Genomic DNA, 20,761 nt, shown 5'->3' with positions numbered 1-20,761 from the left:
GTGCTTTAATTTTTCTGAAAAATAAAAAAAGTTTGATTAAAAATTAAAGCATATATATGATAGAATAAAAAATGACCCGCGGCTCATTTTTAAGGCTGCAAGGTAAAGGAGAGGATGAAGGGAATGTCAGGCTACGGAAAATGGGTGGCAGGAAAAAAGACGAAGTGGATTACTCTTCTCGTATGGATAGTGCTTGTAGGTGCACTTACCCTGTTATGGCCTGCAGTGAATTCTCAGGTTGCTAATAATGCGCCTAACCTCCCAGATGATTCACAATCGGTACAGGCAGCAGCTATTGCAGAGCAAGAATTCCCTAGTGGAAGTGGAGTGCCTGCGCTGCTCGTATGGCATAGAGAAGGCGGGCTTTCACAAGATGATTTATTACATATCACTGCTGTGTACAAGAAGTTGGAGCAGCAACCATTGCCCCATCAGAATTTTGTTCCACCATTAGGACAACTGCCGCCACAAGCATTACAAGCCTCGTTATCTGAGGATCTTAGTACGCTGGTAACCCCAGTGCTTTTTGATAAAACGGCAGATAGTGATCAGCTCGGCGAAGCTGTGACAGAAATGAAGAAGATCATAAACACGGAGACGGGCGGAGACTCCTCTGCTGCTAAGGTAGATGGAAAAGACCTGAGTTTACGTGTTACAGGTCCAGTGGGCATCTCCATAGATGCTACAGGGCTGTTCAAAAACGCAGACGTTTCCTTGTTAATTGCTACGGTTATGCTTGTTCTGGTGTTCTTATTGGTGATCTATCGTTCGCCGATATTGGCGTTTATTCCGCTTATTGCGGTTGGGTTCGCTTATGGCGTAACTAGCCCGATTCTTGGAAAAATGGCGCAAGAAGGCTGGATCACAGTGGATTCACAGGCGATCTCGATTATGACCGTTTTGTTATTCGGAGCTGGTACGGACTATTGTCTGTTCCTGATTTCACGGTTCCGGCAGTTGTTGAAGGTAGAGGAGAGCAAGAGTCGTGCCCTTCTTCGCTCCATTACCGAATCTTCAGGTGCAATTGCTATGAGCGGCTTCACCGTCGTGCTCGCGCTGTTCGCATTATTGCTGGCTAAGTATGGAGCTTATCATCGTTTTGCCATTCCATTTAGCGTGTCGATCTTCATCATGGGAATTGCCAGTCTAACCCTCGTACCAGCACTGCTGGCGATCTTCGGACGGACCTCGTTCTTCCCATTCATTCCGCGCACACCGCAAATGGAGGTAGAACGGGCTAAGGCTAAAGGCAAACCTGTTCCTGAACCCAAGGTTTCCCGTAAAAAGGGCATTGGCGGCTTGGTAGTAACCCGGCCTTGGGCTATCGTAGGTGTGACCGTTATCGGCCTGGGGATTCTGGCTTCATTCTCCAGTGGCATCAAATTTACGTATGATATCCTATCCTCTTTTCCTAAAAATATGGAGTCCCGCGAAGGGTTCGACCTTATTGGCAAACAGTTCTCTCCCGGAGAATTGGCTCCAGCGAAGCTGATTATTGATACCCAAGGAAAAGCGAGTGGAGAGGATCTAAAGGTCATTCTTGGCGGACTTACCTATGTGGACACGGTTTCCGATCCGCAGCAGGGGGCAGTAAACAAAGATATTGTTGGTTTTGATATTGAATTTAAAAGCAATCCTTATTCACTAGAAGCGATGGGGCATATTCCTACCCTTCTTGCTACCGCAGAGCAGGCATTAATCGATGTAGACGTTGCGAACCCTGCGGATCATGTGTGGGTAAGCGGACAGACGGCAACACAGCACGACACTAAAGAGATTGGAGATCGGGATACCGATCTGATTATCCCCGTGGTCATCGGAATGATCACCTTACTGTTGTTGATATATCTGCGTTCAATAGTGGCCACCATCTATCTGGTCGGCACCGTTATTCTCTCCTTTTTCTCAGCGCTTGGCTTAGGCTGGATTATCATTCACTATGTGATGGGAGCAGATGCCATTCAGGGAGCGATCCCACTGTATTCCTTTGTTTTCTTGGTGGCACTTGGAGAAGACTACAACATCTTCATGATCTCGAATATCTGGAAAAAGCGTAAAACCATGCCGCTTAAGCAGGCTATCGCGGAAGGTGTGAATGAGACCAGCTCGGTAATTACCTCTGCCGGCCTCATTCTGGCAGGTACATTTGCTGTATTGGCAAGCTTGCCGATTCAGGTGCTTGTGCAGTTCGGTATCATCACCGCTCTTGGTGTTCTGTTGGATACCTTCGTGGTTCGTCCGTTCCTTGTACCAGCTATTACGACGCTCTTTGGTCGTTGGTCGTTCTGGCCGGGTAAACATCAAGAGGTGGAGACTCCTCAGCCAGATGTAAGTAAATAATGAGTTTATAAACAACAAACAGGGATGTCCCAGAGCCATATTGGCTCCGGACATCCCTGTTTGTTTTAGGCTTAGGTCCAGGACATCGCTGGATAATAGTGCTGCTTGTACCAACTAACTGAACTGTATCTAATAGGCTAATCAATAAGTCTGCTGGACGATAATCACTCTAAGTTTTTACTGTAGCAATTAGCATTTAGAAGCGATAACTGTGTTAATTAGCGTGCTGTAACGGTTAACCCAGTGTTAAAAGACAATTAGCGCGCTGTATTGGCTAGCCCGGCGGTAAGAGTTAACTAGCGCGCTGTATTGGTTAACCTAGCAGTAATAGTTAATTAGTTACTGTGCTTATCGGACAACAATCCCGTACACACTGCTGGTCCAATCTAGCTACAACTCCGATTGGTTAGTCCTAATACTTAGTTACCAGGCGTGCGGCTGATCATTAGCTCATATTTATCGATGGAAGCACCCAGGATTGCGTCATTACCACCAGCACCACGGTGCGACTGACGGAAGGACTCGCTGGAGGTCCAGCCTTTGAACGCATCCTCATTCTCCCATACGGTGCAGATTTTTAATTCCTCGATACCTTCTTTGGCATTTCCGCGCCATACCTCCATACGTACAAAACCAGGCATATCCTGTACACCATTATTTCCTCCGAAACGTTGAGCAATAGCTTCGCCATGACCTTCTTTTACTTTAATAGTATTAGTTACTACCAGCATGATAGATAAACCTCCGATCAGAAAGTTAGTATATTCTCAGGCCATTGTGAATCGAAAAAATATAACATGAGAACCTTGGAAATTAACATCAAGACCTCAAGGTAACATCGTGATTCTCAAAAGCACAGTACACCCGAAAGTACGGAGCAATGGTATATGACACAAGGCACAAGACACAAGGACAAGGCGCAAGGTACAAGGTACAAGACACAAGGACAAGGCGCAAGGTACAAGACACAAGGACAAGGTACAAGGTACAAGGCACAGAACACAATACACAAACCACAAACCAACTAACAAAATAAAAGACCACCCCAAAAGACACAAGAACGCGGGCGCTTAATTGCACTTTGTACACTTAAATTATCCGTCACACCAGAAACGATCGAATAAGTGTATTCTCTGCAACTAATTTGTGCGAATCTGGTGAATCGACGAGAATAGCCTTTTTTTAACTGTATAGAGTGCAATTAAAATATGATTTATCCTCTAATTACGCTGAATAGATGTACAAAGTGCAACTATTATCTATTTAAACGTTAAGTATTGTGCAAACTCAGGTACCTGCCAAAAATCCAAGTGTCTACTGCAAGTAAAGTGTCTATCGCAAGTAAAAGTACTATCGCAAGTAAAAGTAACTACTGCAAGTAAAGTGCCAACTCAACCGTAACGTTACTCTAAGCCAAAGTGCAACTCAACTCCAAAGTGTTTACTCAAAACCACCATTCCAGCTAGCACCTAATTGCAGTCCCGGTTACCTAATATAGCCCACAAATGAAGTTACATTGCAGAATGTGCAACAGAATAGCCTGAATGTTGTCTGAATAATGCAGTCTGTTGCATTCTGTACAATAGAATCAAGCCCCAATCGCCTAAAAGGAGGGGAGCCACTAAATTGATTGCACAAAGTGCAATCACCCTAGATCACCCGGCTCCCTCCGCGTCCAGCGCGATTTTATTGCGGATTGGTGGTCCATAGTCCTGCTGTTTTTAGGAAGACGCGATCCGGCAGCTTCAAAGCTGTCAGTGCCAATTCAGCAACATCTTCAGGTTGCATCATGCGATCTTCATCACCGATTTTGAGTCCAGCATTGGAAGCTAGGCCAGTGTTGACCGTGCTTGGAGTCAAGGCTACGACGCGAATATTGTGTTTGCGCACTTCTTGTGCGAGGGCTTCGGTCATGCCCATGAGAGCGAACTTGGACGCGCAATAAGCAGAGCCTGTCGCGAAGCCGCGTTCTCCGGCTGTGGATGAAATATTGATGATATTTCCGCCATTTTTCTCAATCATCGCAGGCAGTGCAGCACGGGTTACGTAATAAGTGCCGTAGAGATTAACTTGGATGTGGCGCTCCCAGTCTGCAGGGTCCATTTCTACTAAAGTGCCGAATTTTGCGATCCCGGCATTGTTGATTAATGCATCAAATGCTCCCAGCTCATTTTGCAGGGAAGCAACAGCACGTTCAGCTTCTTCGCGTACGGCGATATCGGCCACGGCAATACTGACTTTAACGTCATATACTTCCGTTAAGGCTGATTTTAGCGCTTCGAGATCACCTGAAGTTCTGGAGATCAGGCCTAAATTAGCACCTTCCTTAGCCAGTGCCATAGCCAAGGCTTTTCCGATCCCTTTGCCTGCACCAGTAATTACAACACTCTTTCCTCTCAAATCCATCTCTATCGTCACTCTCCTTCAAACTTTTTTGAAGCAGCTGCTTCATTCAAGTCTTATTATACCTGAATGCTATAGGGCAATTACAATCGCCCCTTAGAAAAGGGAATGCAATTTTTCATGAATCCGAACTGCCTTTTCATGAAAAGTATTATTCATGGAGTTTCGTCAGCGGTACCGAAGCAGGGCCCTCTAAAACTTCGCCATCGTAGGAGAAACGGGAGCCGTGGCAAGGGCAATCCCAGGAACGATCCCCGTTGTTCCATTCGCATTCACAGCCCATATGGGTACAGGTTCTATCCACCAGATGAAGTTTACCTTCTGGATCCTTATAAGCTCCTACACGTTTGCCATCATGGAACACAACGGCTCCTTCGTCAGCTTCCAAATCAGTTGTCTTTTTATGGACGATTTCCACTTTGCCCGCCACGAGCTCTTTTGCCACATTGGCATTTTGCACGATGAAGTTTTTTAGGCTGGTGCCAGCTTTGAAGCGGGACGGATCGTACAATTCGGTATACGGATTATCTTTGCGCTGAATCTGATCCGAGATGATCTGTGCGGCCAGCGTACCGCTTGTCATGCCCCATTTTCCAAAACCTGTGGCGATATAAATCTCTGCGTTGTCCGAAATCTTGCCGATGTAGGGCACTCTGTCTAGGGTGATTAAATCCTGTGCTGCCCAGCGGTAAGGGATTGTTTTGATGCCGAGCAGATTTCCTGCGAATAGCTCCAAGTTCTCATAATGTCCTATCGTACAGATGCCCTGGCCTGTCTTATGATTGTCTCCCCCGACAATGACCAGATTCCTGCCTTCCCACTCTACTGCACGCAGAGAACGGGTGGGTTCGCTTGCGCTTAGATACATTCCACCCTCAAAATCCGTTTCAGGCTGGATCGCCAGACAGTAGGAACGTTCAGCATGCAGCCGCGAGAAATATAATGCTCCTCCATCGTAGAAGGGGAAATGAGAAGCTGAAACGGCGTAGCGGCAGGTGATCCGATACTCGTCCTTTTCAGTAAAAAGCGTAAGCTTATCGTTCTTCTCCACCTTATCTGCCATCATCGTATGCTCATAGATTACGCCACCTTTATCCTGAATGACCTTCAGCAGGCCCTTCAGATATTGCAGCGGGTGAAAGCGGGCTTGTCCTGGTAATTTAATGGCACCACTGGCCATCAAAGGGATAGAGACGTTATCTAGCCACTCTCCGGGCAGACCCAATTGTTCATAGGCTTTATACTCTTCCTCCAGTTGTTTAAGCGTCTTATGATCTTCAGCATCCGCGTACAGAAAAGCTGCCTCATGTTTCATGCCGCAGGATACTTCAAGTTCCTCAGCAGTATTCTGGATCCAATTCATAGCCTCGCTGTTCGAACGATAATAGAGCCGGGCTTGTTCCTGCCCAAAATGTTTTATCAAATGATGATAGATTAGCCCGTGCTGTGCTGAGATTTTTGCACTGGTAAAACCCGTAGTACCACTTAGAATTTCCCCTGCTTCCAAGAGCGTGACTCTGTAGCCTGCTTTGCTGAGGAGATAGGCTGTTGTAATGCCTGTAATTCCACCGCCTACCACTGCCACATCTGTAGAAATATCTTCAGCCAGCTTTGGAAAAGTCGGTAAATCCGTGGTATCTCTCCATAATGATTCCGGAAATTGTGGAAGACTTTGCGTTATCTTACGGTTTGGGTCCATCTATTATCCCTCCATCTGTACAATCCTCATCTCATTTATTACCACAGTCCTGTGAAAAGAAACTCCCCGTTCAATTGTGCAGTGCATGAATTCAAAGAAACAGTGCCAAAATAAGGGGGGATCCGGGACGTAAAGGACAAATAGGAGGGATGATGTTCCATGTCAGTTCAACAGGATAAGGACAATATTTCTCTGGAATGGATCAAAGACCAGCTGAACGGGTTCGCGGATTTAATCGATAAGACGATCGTTACCTCTTTTGGGCAGGTCGACCTACTTTATATCAAAAGCGTTGCGGATTCGCAGATCCTCAGCCGAAATGTAATCACACCGTTCTATGAGATGGAGAATATCAACGCTTACCAAAATTACATTATGACGTATCCGGGCAGTGAAGAGGCGACTACGAGAGATAAAGCGATCGAGCTTTTGCTCAGCGGTTATATTCTTCTGGGCTTGAAGGATACGTTCTGTTTCTTTGATGCTATGAATACGGAGATTAGTGGGGTTAATGAAACATCTGCAGAAAGCATTTCTCAGGGACCTTCAGATGCACTAACTGAGGATATTGCAGTGAATATGAACATGATTCGTCGGCGATATCAATCCACCAATCTCAAAATGGAGACCATGGTCATCGGCGATGTCTCCAAAACAAAGATAGCGATTCTATACGATGACAGTCGGGTGGATAAGAATGTTTTAAAGGAATTACGTGAGAAAATGGGGACGTTAAAGGTTGATATTTTGCAGGCTACAGGCGAACTTGAGAAGTTTATAAGCAGTGATAAATTAAGAATACTCCCGAAGTCCATTATCACCGAAAGACCGGACAGGGTTGTGTTTAATTTGTCTGAAGGAAAAGTAGCGATAATGCTTGATACTACGGGTTATGCGATAGTGCTGCCGTCTATTTTTAATGACTTTTTCACATCCATGGATGATAAAATCCAATTTCCTATCGTGGGGCGTTTTCTGAAGCTTTTGCGGATTATCGGTGTAGGCATGACACTTTGGCTGCCTGCGTTCTATGTAACCCTCACCTCGTATAATCCAGAAATTATTCGGGTGCAGATTGCACTGCTTATTTCGGGTAGTCGTGCAACAGTACCTTATCCATCTTTTGTGGAAGTGCTTTTAATGCTCATGATGATGGAGTTTCTGACTGAGGCGAGCTTACGGCTCCCCAAGGCGATTGGTCCAACGGCTACAACTGTAGGGGGGCTTATCTTGGGGCAGGCAGCGACGGCAGCAGGACTTGTAGGGAATATCATGATTATATTGGTTTCAGCTGTTGCGATATCCAATTTTCTAATTCCGCTGAATATGATGAGCTTGTCCATACGTGTGCTGAAGTATATTTTTCTTTTTGCCGCAGCTTTTTTAGGATTGGTTGGGGTAGTGGTCTGTGTCGTGGGATTTGCCATGTATTTATGCAAACAGCGCAGCTTCGGACAACCTTATTTCAGATTGTTTTTTCTCGATAATCTCGGCAAGAAGAAGGGTGGAGAGCATTGATGGCCAAAAGCCGTTATTTCTACTGTCTTTTTCTGATGAACAGCCTGATCAACATCATTAATTTTGTTCCAAGGGAACTAATAGACAGACGTTTTGGTGGTGCTTTGATGTCCATCCTAATCGGAACGATCTTGGGCACTTTGTTTGTCTATATATTTACTGTACTGATTGCTAAATTCCCCGGCAAGGGATTTCCGGAAATATTTGACTCTTTGCTTCCTAAGAAGTTAGCCAGACTCTTATTGGTCCTTTTTGCTGGCTTATGGTGTGTGGCCGGGGGAGTTACATTGCTTTCCTTTGTAGATATCACGCTGCGGTTTATCAGTCCGGATTCGAATCCCTATACGGTTGTGATCAGTTTTTTAGTCTTGGTCTGCATCTGCTGTCGCTTCGATTCTTTATCACTCTTGTATGGGCTTGAAATCATTCTCAGCGTAACCTTACCGTTAATTATTTATGGCCTCGTAAAAGCGTTAATCAATCCGGACTTCAATTGGGATTCTGTTCTGCAGGTCACTACATACTTCTGGCATAAGCCGGACCTAATGAGCCTTTCGGCGGCCACCTTTTCGTTTAGTGGTTACTTAAACCTGGCCATATTTAATCGGGTATTTCATGGACTGAAGCTGAAGCATGTCTGGATTTTAGGGGTGGAGGGACTGTTCGTATTGCTCTTGACTTTGTTAGTTCCCATCGGTTATTTCGGAACCGTTGCTATTGATAAACATGTGTATACATGGTTCTCGACGGCCGACAGTATTCGGATGGAATCCTTTATTATTGAACGGATGCTGTTTATTTTTTATTTTGCCTATTTGAGTTTGTCTCTGGTAAGTGTAATTGTTCATTGGCATGGAGGTTTAGAGCTTTTTAAAGGTGCCCTTTCATCTGTAAAAAAACATTCCCCAAAAGCAGAACGCTGGAAAGAGTGGGGCATTCTAAGCTTGTTTAGCGCGATGGTTCTGTCCTTAATGGGGCTGGATCAATATCAGCTTAACATGTTTGGTGCCTGGTTTCTGCAAATTCGCTGGTTTGGTGAGATGTTCATCATCGCTCTGCTGTTTTATTGTTATCGCAAAGTTAGGAGGGGGAAGCTGTGAGAAGAGTACTTGCTGGAATTGGGATTACCTTACTCCTTCTTCTTCCTGGTTGTGACTTCAAGGAGATTGATTTGCGGATTTTCGTGTTAGCAATCGGCGTTGACCAAGGTGCAGAAGAAGGGAATTTTAAGATTAGCTTAAAGCTTGCCATCCCTCAGGGGGATGTTACCAAGATTGATGAGAAGATGCAGATCTTGACGGAGGAGTCTCCAAGCATTTCGGAAGCCCTCCGTAGAATGAAATCCAGAGTGGAAAAGGAGCTTGATTACTCCCATTGTAAATCAATTATTTTGGGGGAGGAGGTTGCCCGTAAAGATATTCTCCATGTTATGGATTGGGCCGTGCGACGTAGAGATATACAGCTTATTATTAATTTTGCAATAGGGCGTCCGGAAGCACTTCAAGTGCTGAAGGTAAGACCCGAATCAGAGCGTATCCCATCGAATTCTCTTATCCTGGCTATGAGTGGACAAGGCACGGAGTCTCCATTTATTTCTAGTGTGTATTCCTATCAGCTGATGAGAAATGTTTTTGAGGAGGGGATTGATCCGATCCTGCCGATTATCGAGACTAAAGGGGAAAAGGAGTTTTTAATTGATAAAATTGCTCTGCTGAATAATGAGAAAATCAAAATGGTTCTTACGCCAAATGAGACCCGGCTATATAATCTGCTGTCACGCCCGAATCTTAGGACTAACTTACCCGCCCATTCCGAGGGAATTATGTTTCAATATTACACAGAGAGGTCATCCTCGCACTATAAAATCGTGACACCAGAGCAAGGGAAAGCTACTATTCGTTATCATATTAAGATAAAAGGTATTCTCGAAGAGAGTAGTAGCCCAGATCTGGTGACTCATAGCATGCTGGAGAAAATTGCAGTTGCTGGGGGAAAAGAACTGGAAGAGGATATCTTAGCATTGCTGACCAAAATTCAAGCAAGTGGCCTTGATCCCTTTGGTTGGGGGCTGCATTATGGAGCAAGACACTTTAATAACGATACGGAAATGAAAGTGTGGAAGGAGCTCTATTCTAAACTTGATTTCCAAGTGAAGGCTGATGTAGATATTAAATATTCAGGAATGATTAGGTAGCTTGTAAAGTAACATGTGGATAAAAATGGGATTGACGTTCCCATCCACAAGATTTATACTTGATCTAAAAATAAGTTAGAGGATGATAGGAATGAAAAGTCTAAATTTGACCTCCCAACGTCAAGCCGTTTACGATATCGTCCTTAATTCACATGACCATCCTACTGCTGCGGAAGTGATGAATCGGCTAGTAGAGCAGGGACATAGCTTAGCATACGGTACTGTATATAACTCTCTGCGTTATCTTTCAGATAAACAAATGATTCGTGAGCTTAAGCTTGGTGAAGCTGCCAGCAGATATGACGCACGTATGGATGATCACCAGCATATCATTTGTGAGGTTTGTGGAGCAGTAGATGAGGTTATGAATCAAGTTCCGCGTGAATGGATGGATACAGTGGCCAAGGATACCGGTTATACCATTGGTCATGCCCATGTAGTATTTGGGGGCGTCTGCCCGAACTGTAAGAACAAAAAGAATAATTAGGATAGAGGTGCCGGAGCCCTGTGCCGCGGCAATAATAAGTATATCGGAAGAGACCGCTTTCATTGAGGCGGCCTTTTTTGTTGCATTTATATGACAATTCTCAAAAAAAATGAGAAAAACGAAGAAAGATAGGAGGAAAATCGGTTCCTAAAACAGATATAAAATTATATATTAAGTCTGGTAAATGTATCCTTGCCTAAGACTCAGATGAGAGAGAGATGATGACATCTATGAAAAAAAATGCGGGTATGACTATCCGTACCAAGTTAATTCTTACATACCTAATAATACTGCTGCTGCCCAGTATTATAATAGGCTGGCGAACCTATCAAGCTGCCAGCCAGGAAGTGGAAGATCAACTGGTGAACAATGCTACCGAAAGTGTGCTGGCCGTAAATGAAATCATTAACTCTAATATTCAATCCAAAATAGATGCGATTTCTTATTTTGCCGCGGAATTTTCATCTGAGGGGATCAACAGTGAGGGATCTGGGGGGACTTCCTCTGCTGTAAAAGCCAGACTGAAGGAATATGTGGCGCTGCATCCGGATGTACTGGACATTTATGTGGGTACAAGCAATGGCAAGGCTATTCATGCTTTAGATGCTAAGCTGCCGGAGGGTTATGATCCAAGGCAGGAAAGCGCCTATATTAATTCTCTGAAGCAAGGGAAAGGGGCTGTGATTTCTCCTGCTTTTCAAACCGTAAATAAGGAAACCGCGGTTGCGATATCAACGGTTCTTATGGGCGGTGATGGGGTGATCACAATGAATCTCAACCTGTCTACTTTAGGGGAGCTGACCTCAATTAAGGTAGGGAAGGAAGGTTATATCCTCATCGTTGATAACAGCAAGAAGTTTCTAGTTCACCCTACAGAGGCTATCGGGCAGGAATCGTCCGATGATTTTGTAAAGAAAATGTTCGAGAAAGAACAAGGGGTCTTCGATTATGTTTTCAAGGATACGTCCAAAAAGATGACCTTTATGGTCAATGAACTGACGGGTTGGAGAATCGGAGGTACGATCAGCATTGATGAGGTTAACTCAGCAACTAGTGGAATCCGCGATACAGCTCTGCTTGTTATTGTAGTTTCCGTTCTGCTTGCGCTGGTTGTGATCTATTTTAATATTCAATCGATTTTGAGACCGCTTTTCCGGCTGCGGAAAGCAACTGCAGTGATAGCCAAAGGTGATCTGTCGGAAGACATGGGTGTTTTCCGTAAAGATGAAATAGGGCTGCTGGCAGAGAATTTTCAATTAATGGTGATTAGCTTGCGCGAGATGATTATTGGCGTGCAGGAGATGACAAGCAATGTATCCTCCTCAGCGGAAGAACTGACGGCTAGTGCGGATCAGACTGCCCAAACGATTGAGCAGGTAACCATAGCGATTCAGGACGTAGCAGCAGGGACGGAGCGACAGGTGGTTAGTGTACGAAAAGGAATGGAGAGCACTGCTGCTACAGCCAGCGAGGTCGAGCAGATTTCCACATATATGGAGCAAGTATCTACAATGATGGACAAGACCTCACTCTCAGCATCAGAAGGCAATGATTCGGTTATCAGCGTAGTGGACAAAATCAATGGTATCCATGAAACGGTCGGAGAGCTAGGCAGTGTAATTGACAAACTGAATGAGAGAACCAGTCAAATTGAGGGTATTGTTGGCGTTATCACAGGGATTGCCCGCCAGACCAATCTGCTGGCCCTCAATGCTTCCATTGAGGCAGCCAGAGCCGGGGAACAAGGGCGTGGATTTGCGGTGGTTGCTGCCGAGGTGCGTAAGCTGGCAGAGGAATCAGAGAGATCCGCACATTTGATTGCCGAGCAGATTACCGCTATTAATAGTGAAATGCTGCTGGTAACTCATACGATGGAAGACACCAGACAGCGTGTATCCGAAGGCATTGAGGCTGTGGATACTTCCGGCCGTTCTTTCTCCCGTATCCGAAGAGCAGTAAAGAGTGCCGCGGAGAAGATTGAAGCCATGGGCGGGGTTGTGCAGACCTTATTGGTGGAGTCTAATCATATGGAGAAGGCTATTGGGGAAATTCGCGGCATATCGGAAGAGGCGGCTGTGAATACGGAAACTATCGCAACTGCCGCACAAGAACAGCTTGCTTCTGTAGAGGAGATGGCATCTTCGTCTACCGACCTTAGCCGTCTTGCAGAAGAACTGCAAAAGCTGGCGAGCCGCTTTAAGATACACGCTTCTGGCAATAAGAATGATTTCTGATAGGAGAACCGGCTTTTTATCTTCCCTTTTCAACTCCTTTGCAAGTATACTGATAAACAATAATGTTGGGTTAGGCAATGGAGAGAGGAGAGATAATAGGAAATGGCAGAGCAATTAAAAGGGTTCACTGTCGCCTTGGCGGGTCCACGCAAATCGGAAGAAATGGCCAAGTTGGTTCAGAATATGGGGGGGACGGCAGTATGCCGACCTGCTCAAGGGACTGTATTTCTTGATGATGAGGCATTGCTGGAAGGTTTGAATGCATGGATCAATCAGCCTCCCTACTTGGCGATCCTGACTACAGGGATGGGACTTGATGCTCTCTTCGATATGGCTGAGCGAATGGGGATCGAAGAACGTTTCTTAGAAGTACTTTCTGGTTCTATTATTGCCGCACGGGGTTATAAGACAGTGAATGCTTTGAAAAAAAGAGGACTTACGCCGGAGGTTCGTGACGACGACGGAAGTACAATCGGATTGATTCGTGGGCTTCAATCCCTGAATTTGCAGGGGAAAGAAGTCGTTCTTCAGCTGCACGGAGATCCAGCTCCTCATATGCTTGCATGGCTGCAGGAGGCTGGGGCTACTACCCGCCAAGTGTTGCCTTATCGCCATACCCCACCTGAGCCGGGCGAACTGGAAAGATTGCTTCTAGAAATCATATCAGGCAAAATTGATGCCGTGGCTTTTACGAGTGCACCACAGTTTCGTTTCCTCTGTCAATTTGCCCGGGAACAGGGAAAGCTGGACGAAATGCTGAAGTCTTTCGAGGATAAAGTGCTTGCTGTTTCTGTAGGGCGGATTACCTCTGAGGCTCTTAAAGAAGAGGGCGTACAGCGTATCATTATGCCTGAGCATGAACGGATGGGAAGCATGATTGTAGAGCTAGGCAAATATGTGGCGGCGAATCGCTAAGTCACAAGTTGCGTCAGCTTTACACGAATGACGTTATCACACAGAAGCATTCCCGCCTGTTATCATGGCCGGGGATGCTTTTTTACCCGGGAAAAATAAGTCCAAAGAGCAATATACCTGCCATCTGCATGGACATTCGCGGCAGTTTTCCTTAGAATATAGGCAACATGTGACGAATAATAACAACGAATAAGGAGGAGGATCCCATGGACAAGAGAAAATGTCTATTACTTGGTGATTACACCCATCCCCGGTTTCATCCACTTCAAGGAGTGGACCAACAAATTAGCGAGATCTTAAATGATTTATTAACCGTGCAATGTTCAGAAAATAAAAAATTAATGCGCATTGAGCATTTAGCAAGTTATGACCTATGTATCGCTTACAATGAATTGTGGAACGAAACAGTCTCCCCTCAACAAACGGCTGGTTTGCTCAGCTATGTAAGTGGAGGAGGAGGACTCATTGTTCTTCATACGGGAGCTTCGTTGACGAAACGTAACGAGCTTGCTCAGCTAATAGGGGGTCGTTTTAACGGACACACGGCTTACGAACCGATGAACTTCAAGGTGCTGGAGCATGACATCACCGAAGGTGTGGAAGATTTCCAATTGGATGAGGAGCCATATCATTTTGAATTTGACCCGTTCACAGAGCGGACTATTCTGCTTCAATATGAATCGGAGGGTCAATGGATTCCAGCTGCATGGTGCCATAGCTACGGTTTAGGACGAGTAGTATTCCTAATGCCTGGTCATCATGAACCCTCCTTCCGTCATCCGGCACTACGTAAACTAATTCTACAGGCGGCTACTTGGGCTGCCCGTATTCCGGTCACTAACTAAGGAATGTTGTGTTTTTTTTGAAATACGTACACAGTGGGGTATACTTTAATCATAAACTCCGTTATGTAATGAAACGGAATCTTTGGGAGGAAAGTGCCATGAGTGATTTGTTTAAAAAAGCGATCTCTTTAGGAGTGGGCCTCACCATTGTCAGTAAGGAAAAAGTAGAGAAGGTTGTTGAAGAACTAGTGAAACGCGGGGAGCTTGCTCCTTCGGAATCTAGGGCTCTCGTCGATCGGTTGATTGAACGTGGTGAGGAAGAACGAGGCATGTTCAAGTCTGCTGTACAAGAGCAAGTACAACGCGTGCTGAAGGAAATGAATGTGCCTGTACAAAACGATATTGCCGAGCTGGAAGGGCGAATTGCAGTATTGGAGCGCCGGTTGGCCGAGCTAGAGGGAATTTCCCATCTAGAGGGAACATCGGCGGAAACGCGTTCGGACTAAATGGCAGTACGCATTAGACATGCCGGACGTTACCGGGCAATCGCCATGGCGCTTATGCGCCATGGTTTTGGCTATATGGTGGAAGAGCTGGGGCTCTATCACTTACTATCCCTTCCACGTCGTCTTGTAACGCAGGAAGCACACACAAGCCTTACGCTCGGGGAGCGGATTCGGCTGGTGCTGGAGGATTTGGGTCCAACCTTTATTAAGCTGGGACAACTCGCCAGTACCCGTTCAGATCTGCTGCCTGATTCTATTATTCAGGAATTGGTAAAACTACAGGATAATGTGCCTCCTTTTCCTGTCGACCGCGTGCGCGCGATCATTGAGCAGGAACTGGATCAGCATATGGATGAAATCTTTAACTCTTTTGAGGATACGCCACTTGCTGCGGCATCCATTGGTCAGGTGCATAGGGCTGTACTTCACAGTGGACAAGTCGTAGCTGTTAAAGTTCAACGTCCTGGTATTCTGCGAACGATGAGCAGGGATTTGGAAATTCTCAAAGATTTAAGCACGCTTGCTGAAAAGCGGCTCAGCTGGGCGAGGCAATATCAGCTGTGCCGTATGGTAGAGGAGTTCTCTAAATCGCTGCTTGGCGAGCTGGATTATAGCCAAGAGGGGCGTAATGCAGAGAAAATCGATCAGCAGATGGATTATGAGGGAGTGTACATCCCGGATATCTATTGGGACTATACGTCAGCACGAGTGCTGACGATGGAATATGTGGTAGGGACAACGCTGAGTCGTCGCGATGAGCTGTTGAGTAACGGCGTTAAGCTTAAAGCCATCGCACAGCAACTTGTGGAGATGATGCTTAGACAAATCTTCATTCATGGTTTTTTCCATGCTGATCCTCATCCGGGCAATGTTATACGGATGGGTGATGGAAAGCTGGCTTTGATTGATTTTGGCATGATGGGTCGGCTGAATGAGGAGATGAAGGAGCAGCTATCTGCACTTATTATCGCTCTAATGCGCAAAAATACGGATGCAATGGTCCGGGCAATTTTGCGTCTTGGAGTCATTCCTGAGGATGCTGATCGAAGCGCGCTGCATGATGATATGGATCGGCTGCGGGATGAATATTATGATGTTCCATTTAGCAAAATGAGTATAGGCAAAGCCCTGAATGATCTGTTTGGCATAGCGCGAAAACATCGTCTAGTGCTGCCGCCAGATTTGACGATGTTAGGGAAGACAATGCTCACGCTGGAGGGAGTTATCAGCAACTTAGATCCAACCATCAGTATTTTGGAAATGGCGGAACCCTTTGGGCGGGAACTAGTAAAGCAGCGCTTTAGCGGCAGTCGTTTGCAGCGCAAGTTTCTGGGAGGCGTAGCGGATTTAACAGAGAGTCTGCTGGAGCTTCCTGGGCAGGCTAAGCAGTTATCCGCGCTGATCAGTAAGGGAAAGATTAAGGTGGAGATTGTGGCACCCGAGATGCAGAATCTGGAGCGTAAGCTGGACCGGGTAGGTAACCGTTTAGCATTCAGTATTGTGATGCTCGCGTTTAGCATCATCATGACAGGACTCATTATTGGTACTGCGATGCGTGGACAGCCTTCAGTGTTATGGAATTTCCCTACAGTGGAGATTGGCAGCGTGGTGGCACTTCTGATGTTCTTATGGCTGATCTATGCGATTTTTAAATCGGGAAGGTTCTAGCTTAAGGGATTTGAATAATTATTCTTCAGCAGTTTCACACAAATGCCTTTCTATCAAGTACAATATAAAAGATAACTTTCTAAGCTTAACTTTACTTCTATTGTATAAAGTGGAATGGAACGCAAATGGAGTGCCGTCTTAACGTCCGGTGGATCGCTGCTGCCCAGAAACCGAACTTTGACCGCACTCTTTTAACGGGTCAAGGGATACATGGGACGGAAGGATGCCGGTGACGGTGTTCTTCCGCTTTTGTTTGAATATAGCTGAATCTGAAGCATATGCCCCAGAACAGGTCAGCCTATGCAGGCTGCCTCATACAGGGCTTTTGAAGACGGAAGTTAAGAAAGAGATGTAATCAAATTAAACCGAGAAAATAGTGAGGTGGAGAATTTGCCGGGATTTAAAGATTTAGGAGTTTCAGAATTACTGTGTACATTGCTTCAAGGTCAAGGCATTGTTAAGCCTACGCCAGTGCAGCAGGAAGCCATTCCGCCATTGGTGCAGGGTTTGGACGTAATAGCTAGAGCGAAGACAGGTACAGGGAAGACTTTGGCCTTTTTGCTGCCAATTATGGACAAGATCCATACGGAGCGGGCTTATCCTCAGGCGCTGATTATGGCTCCTACACGTGAGCTGGCTTTGCAGATTACAGAAGAGGCACGCAAGCTGGCGCGTCATACGGATATCAAAATATTGGCGGTTTACGGTGGTCAGGATGTAGAGAAGCAACTGCGCAAGCTGGAAGGCGGCAGACATCTTATCATCGGTACACCGGGCAGACTTTTGGATCATATGCGCCGGGAGACGCTGGATCTTAGCGGCGTAAAAATGCTCGTTCTGGACGAAGCCGATCAAATGCTGCACATGGGCTTCTTGGAGGATGTTGAGACAATCATTACGGCTGTGCCTTATCGTCGTCAGACTATGTTGTTCTCCGCGACAATGCCTGATCCGATTAAACGTCTCGCTGCTAATTACATGAAAGAGCCACTGGATATCATCATTAAGAGTGGTTCTCCAATTCCGCTGGATAATATCAAACAGCAAGTAGTGGAATGCTCGGACCGTAATAAAGAAGAAGCGCTCAAATCCCTCATTGAACGGGATCGTCCTTACTTGGCTATTATTTTCTGCCGGACGAAACGGCGGGTATCCAATCTGAACGAAGCGCTGCAAGCAGCCGGTTATGAGTGTGACGAGCTGCACGGTGATTTGTCCCAAGGTAAACGTGAAGGCGTGATGAAAAGATTCCGTGATGCGAAGCTGCAGCTGCTAGTAGCGACAGACGTAGCAGCTCGGGGTCTGGATGTTGAAGGTATTACTCACATCTTTAACTATGATATGCCGCTTGATGTGGATAGCTATATTCACCGGATCGGACGGACTGGCCGTGCTGGAGGCAAAGGGCTTGCAATTACTTTCGTATCTCCACGTGATCAAGAGGGTCTGGATTTGATCGAGCATGGCATCTCGCAGCGGCTGGATCGCCGTCGTTACGAGAAGGATGAATTCGGCGTTGGCGAATTCATCCCTGTGCAAGGCGGCGGACGCCACGGCGGTCGCCAAAGCGGCGGCGCTGAGGCAGCGCGCACGGGCCGCGGGCCGAAGACCGGCGGCTCTGGCCGCGGCGGAGCTCCGCGCGGCGAAGGCGGAGCGCGGCAAGGTGGCCGTGGCCGCGGTAAAGAAGCAGGCGGCTGGGGCGCGCCTGCAGAAGGACGCCGCGGTCGTTCCGATGCGGCGGCTGGCAAGCGGGGCGGCAGCGGTTATGACGCTGCTGCTCCTAAGGGCGGCGGCAAGGCTGCCGGTGTAGTGCGAGTAGGCGGCGGCTATGGCGCCTTCGCCTCCAGAGGCGAAGCGTCTGCCAGCGGCAACGCGGCAACGCCTAGCACCGGTTCGCGCGGTGCGAACCGGAAGGGCGGACCAAGCACTGGCTACAGTGAGAACGTAGCTAGAGGTGCGGACGGCGGTGCCTACACTGGAGGCACTCCACGTGGCGGCTTAGGCAGCGGCTATGGTTCAGGCCCGTCTAGAGGCGGCAAAGGTGGTAAAGGCAGCAAAGGTGGATACGGCGGTGCCAAGGGTGGCGCTGCTGGCAAAGGCGGCCGCAACAGCGGTGGTGGATCTTCACGCGGTGGCCGTAGCAATGGATCCGGTGGCTTTAAAAGCGGCGGTCGCGGCACTTCCAGATAAAGTTAGTAGAGTTTTATAGATGAAACTTGTTACCATAGGGTAGTTAGCGCTGAAGCTAATGACCTATGGTAACCTTTATTTTATAGCGTGGAACATATTGATTTTTATTTTTAAATTAGGTTCTTAGTGAAACATTTATGAAGGAAAGCCTGTCTAATAGATAAATAGAATGTTCGGCTTCGAGGAGGAAGAACTTACAGATGTCAAAAAAATTTAAAATTATAATCTTGTTAATTGTCGTTATTGCTGTCGGTTGGGGAATAGGAAAGTACACGTCTCCTTCTGCTTCGGAGAGTAACGGTTCTAATATAAATGTGGGGGATAATCTTCAAGGTGAGCCTGGGAATACGGGGGAAAGTGATGGAGGGGGGATTACAGACCCGGCAGTAGCTGATCCATCTGATACTCCAGATTCATCTAATCCATCTGAACCCTCTAATCCGCCTGAATCAGGCGGTGATAATGCGGGTAGTGTTCCAGATCCTATTTCTGCAGAGCCTGATAGTATTACAGTGATGGTAAATAAGCAGTACGGCTTGCCTGATAATTATAAACCAACGGATCTTGTCTATCCTGATGTCCGTTTTACATTCAAAGAGAAAATCGAAAAGCGTATGATGCGAAGTGAAGCTGCCAAAGCCTTGGAGAAGATGTTCGCAGGTGCAGAGGAAGACGGAATTTATTTAGCAGGCGTTTCTGCATACCGGTCACAGGCAACCCAGACGACTTTGTATAACCGTTATGTGGAGAGAGATGGGGAAGAAAAAGCCCGTACTTACAGTGCAGTCCCCGGCTACAGCGAGCATCAGACCGGGCTGGCTATTGATGTCTCGGGAAGTGATGGAAAATGTGCCGCCGAGAGCTGTTTTGGTGGGACGAAGGAAGCCGAGTGGTTGGCCAAGCATGTAGGGGAATATGGTTTTATCATCAGATATCCTGAAGGTAAGCAAGACATTACCGGATATAAGTACGAGCCTTGGCATATCCGTTATGTAGGCAAGGACATTGCAACTTATATCAATGAGAAGGATATTACGTTGGAAGAATATTATGACGCAATTCCGGTATCGAAATAACACAGACGCAGAGAGCAGTCCTATGAAATGGGTAGGGCTGCTTTTTCTATGGCAATACAAAGAGTTCAGAAGTTGCATTCCCTTACAGTTCGGGTAAGATACGTAGTGTAGTCCAAGTACAAGGAAGGAAGGGGAATAAAGATGTCGATCTACAATTTTGCCGGCGTTACACCTTCGGGTAAAGAAGTGCCGTTTGCGGAGTATGAAGGTAAGGTGCTGCTGATTGCTAATACGGCTAGTAAGTGCGGACTTACACCACAGTATGGAGACCTTCAGAAGCTATACGAACAGTATAGCGATCAAGGACTTGTAGTATTAGGATTCCCCTGCAACCAGTTTGCGGGTCAGGAGCCAGGTACGAGTGAAGAGGCTGAGGAATTCTGTCAGATTAATTATGGAGTTACCTTTCCGGTCTTCGCCAAAGTTGATGTTAATGGACCGGATGCCAGCCCGCTTTTCAATTATTTGAAGGAGCAGCAGCCTGGTGCTGGAGACAGCAGCGACATTAGCTGGAATTTCACGAAATTTCTTATTGATCGCAGCGGCAATGTAGTGGCTCGTGTGGAGCCCAAAGAATCGCCGGAAACGATGAAACAACATATTGAGTCACTCCTGTAGACCCTTTATGGGGTTAGTTGCAGAGTGATCTTCCAAGTATCCCTTCGACTCGGTTTCGACCGATGCTCGCGGGGATTTTCTTTTTTTAAAAGGATTAATGGAGATTGCCTTGAATTTTTATTGTGATA

Annotated in this window: 17 protein-coding genes; 14 read left to right on the top strand and 3 right to left on the bottom strand. The window is 46.4% G+C overall.

The window, feature by feature from the left end; translation table 11 throughout:
• Positions 1-114: 114 nt before the first annotated feature.
• Positions 115-2,340 (top strand): MMPL family transporter, encoded by a 2,226-nt coding sequence (locus tag MKX34_RS30625; RefSeq protein WP_076274840.1) that lies wholly within the window; start codon positions 115-117, stop codon positions 2,338-2,340.
• A gap of 419 nt (positions 2,341-2,759) precedes the next feature.
• Here the strand turns inward: MKX34_RS30625 and MKX34_RS30620 are convergent, their stop codons facing one another.
• Entirely contained in the window at positions 2,760-3,071 is a 312-nt protein-coding gene (locus tag MKX34_RS30620) for an antibiotic biosynthesis monooxygenase (RefSeq protein WP_036681985.1), read from the bottom strand.
• Between the two features lie 156 nt (positions 3,072-3,227).
• Here MKX34_RS30620 and MKX34_RS30615 point away from each other — a divergent pair, with 156 nt between their 5' ends.
• A complete protein-coding gene (locus MKX34_RS30615; protein WP_179089309.1) occupies positions 3,228-3,368 on the top strand; it encodes a hypothetical protein in 141 nt (46 codons plus the stop codon).
• Positions 3,369-4,026: 658 nt separating this feature from the next.
• On the opposite strand, the gene MKX34_RS30610 is transcribed toward MKX34_RS30615, so the two are convergent.
• On the bottom strand, positions 4,027-4,746 hold the full coding sequence (locus MKX34_RS30610) for a 3-ketoacyl-ACP reductase (protein WP_036681981.1): 720 nt from the start codon (positions 4,744-4,746) through the stop codon (positions 4,027-4,029).
• Between the two features lie 148 nt (positions 4,747-4,894).
• Positions 4,895-6,442 (bottom strand): FAD-dependent oxidoreductase, encoded by a 1,548-nt coding sequence (locus tag MKX34_RS30605; RefSeq protein ID WP_076105041.1) that lies wholly within the window; start codon positions 6,440-6,442, stop codon positions 4,895-4,897.
• A gap of 159 nt (positions 6,443-6,601) precedes the next feature.
• Between MKX34_RS30605 and MKX34_RS30600 the strand changes: the two genes are divergently transcribed.
• From MKX34_RS30600 to MKX34_RS30545, 12 genes are all read left to right on the top strand, one after another.
• Positions 6,602-7,960, top strand: a complete 1,359-nt coding sequence (locus MKX34_RS30600; protein WP_076105040.1) for a spore germination protein — start codon at positions 6,602-6,604, stop codon at positions 7,958-7,960.
• Entirely contained in the window at positions 7,960-9,060 is a 1,101-nt protein-coding gene (locus MKX34_RS30595; RefSeq protein ID WP_076105039.1) for a GerAB/ArcD/ProY family transporter, read from the top strand. Before MKX34_RS30600 ends, MKX34_RS30595 begins: the two co-directional genes overlap by 1 nt.
• The gene (locus MKX34_RS30590; RefSeq protein WP_038573684.1) at positions 9,057-10,154 is read left to right on the top strand and encodes a Ger(x)C family spore germination protein; all 1,098 of its coding nucleotides are present in this window, start codon (positions 9,057-9,059) and stop codon (positions 10,152-10,154) included. Before MKX34_RS30595 ends, MKX34_RS30590 begins: the two co-directional genes overlap by 4 nt.
• Before the next feature lie 91 nt (positions 10,155-10,245).
• On the top strand, positions 10,246-10,641 hold the full coding sequence (locus MKX34_RS30585) for a transcriptional repressor (protein WP_036681969.1): 396 nt from the start codon (positions 10,246-10,248) through the stop codon (positions 10,639-10,641).
• A 248-nt stretch (positions 10,642-10,889) separates the two neighbouring features.
• Positions 10,890-12,875, top strand: coding sequence for a methyl-accepting chemotaxis protein (locus MKX34_RS30580; protein ID WP_339204059.1), 1,986 nt, complete (start codon positions 10,890-10,892; stop codon positions 12,873-12,875).
• A 102-nt stretch (positions 12,876-12,977) separates the two neighbouring features.
• On the top strand, positions 12,978-13,790 hold the full coding sequence (locus MKX34_RS30575) for a uroporphyrinogen-III synthase (protein WP_036681965.1): 813 nt from the start codon (positions 12,978-12,980) through the stop codon (positions 13,788-13,790).
• Between the two features lie 206 nt (positions 13,791-13,996).
• Positions 13,997-14,635, top strand: coding sequence for a ThuA domain-containing protein (locus MKX34_RS30570; protein ID WP_036681964.1), 639 nt, complete (start codon positions 13,997-13,999; stop codon positions 14,633-14,635).
• A 98-nt stretch (positions 14,636-14,733) separates the two neighbouring features.
• Positions 14,734-15,081, top strand: coding sequence for a phasin family protein (locus MKX34_RS30565; RefSeq protein WP_036681962.1), 348 nt, complete (start codon positions 14,734-14,736; stop codon positions 15,079-15,081).
• Entirely contained in the window at positions 15,082-16,749 is a 1,668-nt protein-coding gene (locus MKX34_RS30560) for an AarF/UbiB family protein (RefSeq protein ID WP_076099692.1), read from the top strand.
• Positions 16,750-17,139: 390 nt separating this feature from the next.
• A complete protein-coding gene (locus MKX34_RS30555; protein ID WP_076099691.1) occupies positions 17,140-18,939 on the top strand; it encodes a DEAD/DEAH box helicase in 1,800 nt (599 codons plus the stop codon).
• A 200-nt stretch (positions 18,940-19,139) separates the two neighbouring features.
• The gene (locus MKX34_RS30550) at positions 19,140-20,015 is read left to right on the top strand and encodes a M15 family metallopeptidase (protein WP_076105035.1); all 876 of its coding nucleotides are present in this window, start codon (positions 19,140-19,142) and stop codon (positions 20,013-20,015) included.
• A gap of 141 nt (positions 20,016-20,156) precedes the next feature.
• Positions 20,157-20,633, top strand: coding sequence for a glutathione peroxidase (locus tag MKX34_RS30545; protein ID WP_036681956.1), 477 nt, complete (start codon positions 20,157-20,159; stop codon positions 20,631-20,633).
• The last annotated feature ends 128 nt before the right edge of the window (positions 20,634-20,761 follow it).

Source organism: Paenibacillus sp. FSL R5-0636, from assembly GCF_037974255.1.
GTDB lineage: Bacteria > Bacillota > Bacilli > Paenibacillales > Paenibacillaceae > Paenibacillus_AQ > Paenibacillus_AQ odorifer.
Note: the sequence above shows the minus strand (reverse complement) of the source record. Positions and strands in the feature narration are given on the sequence as shown.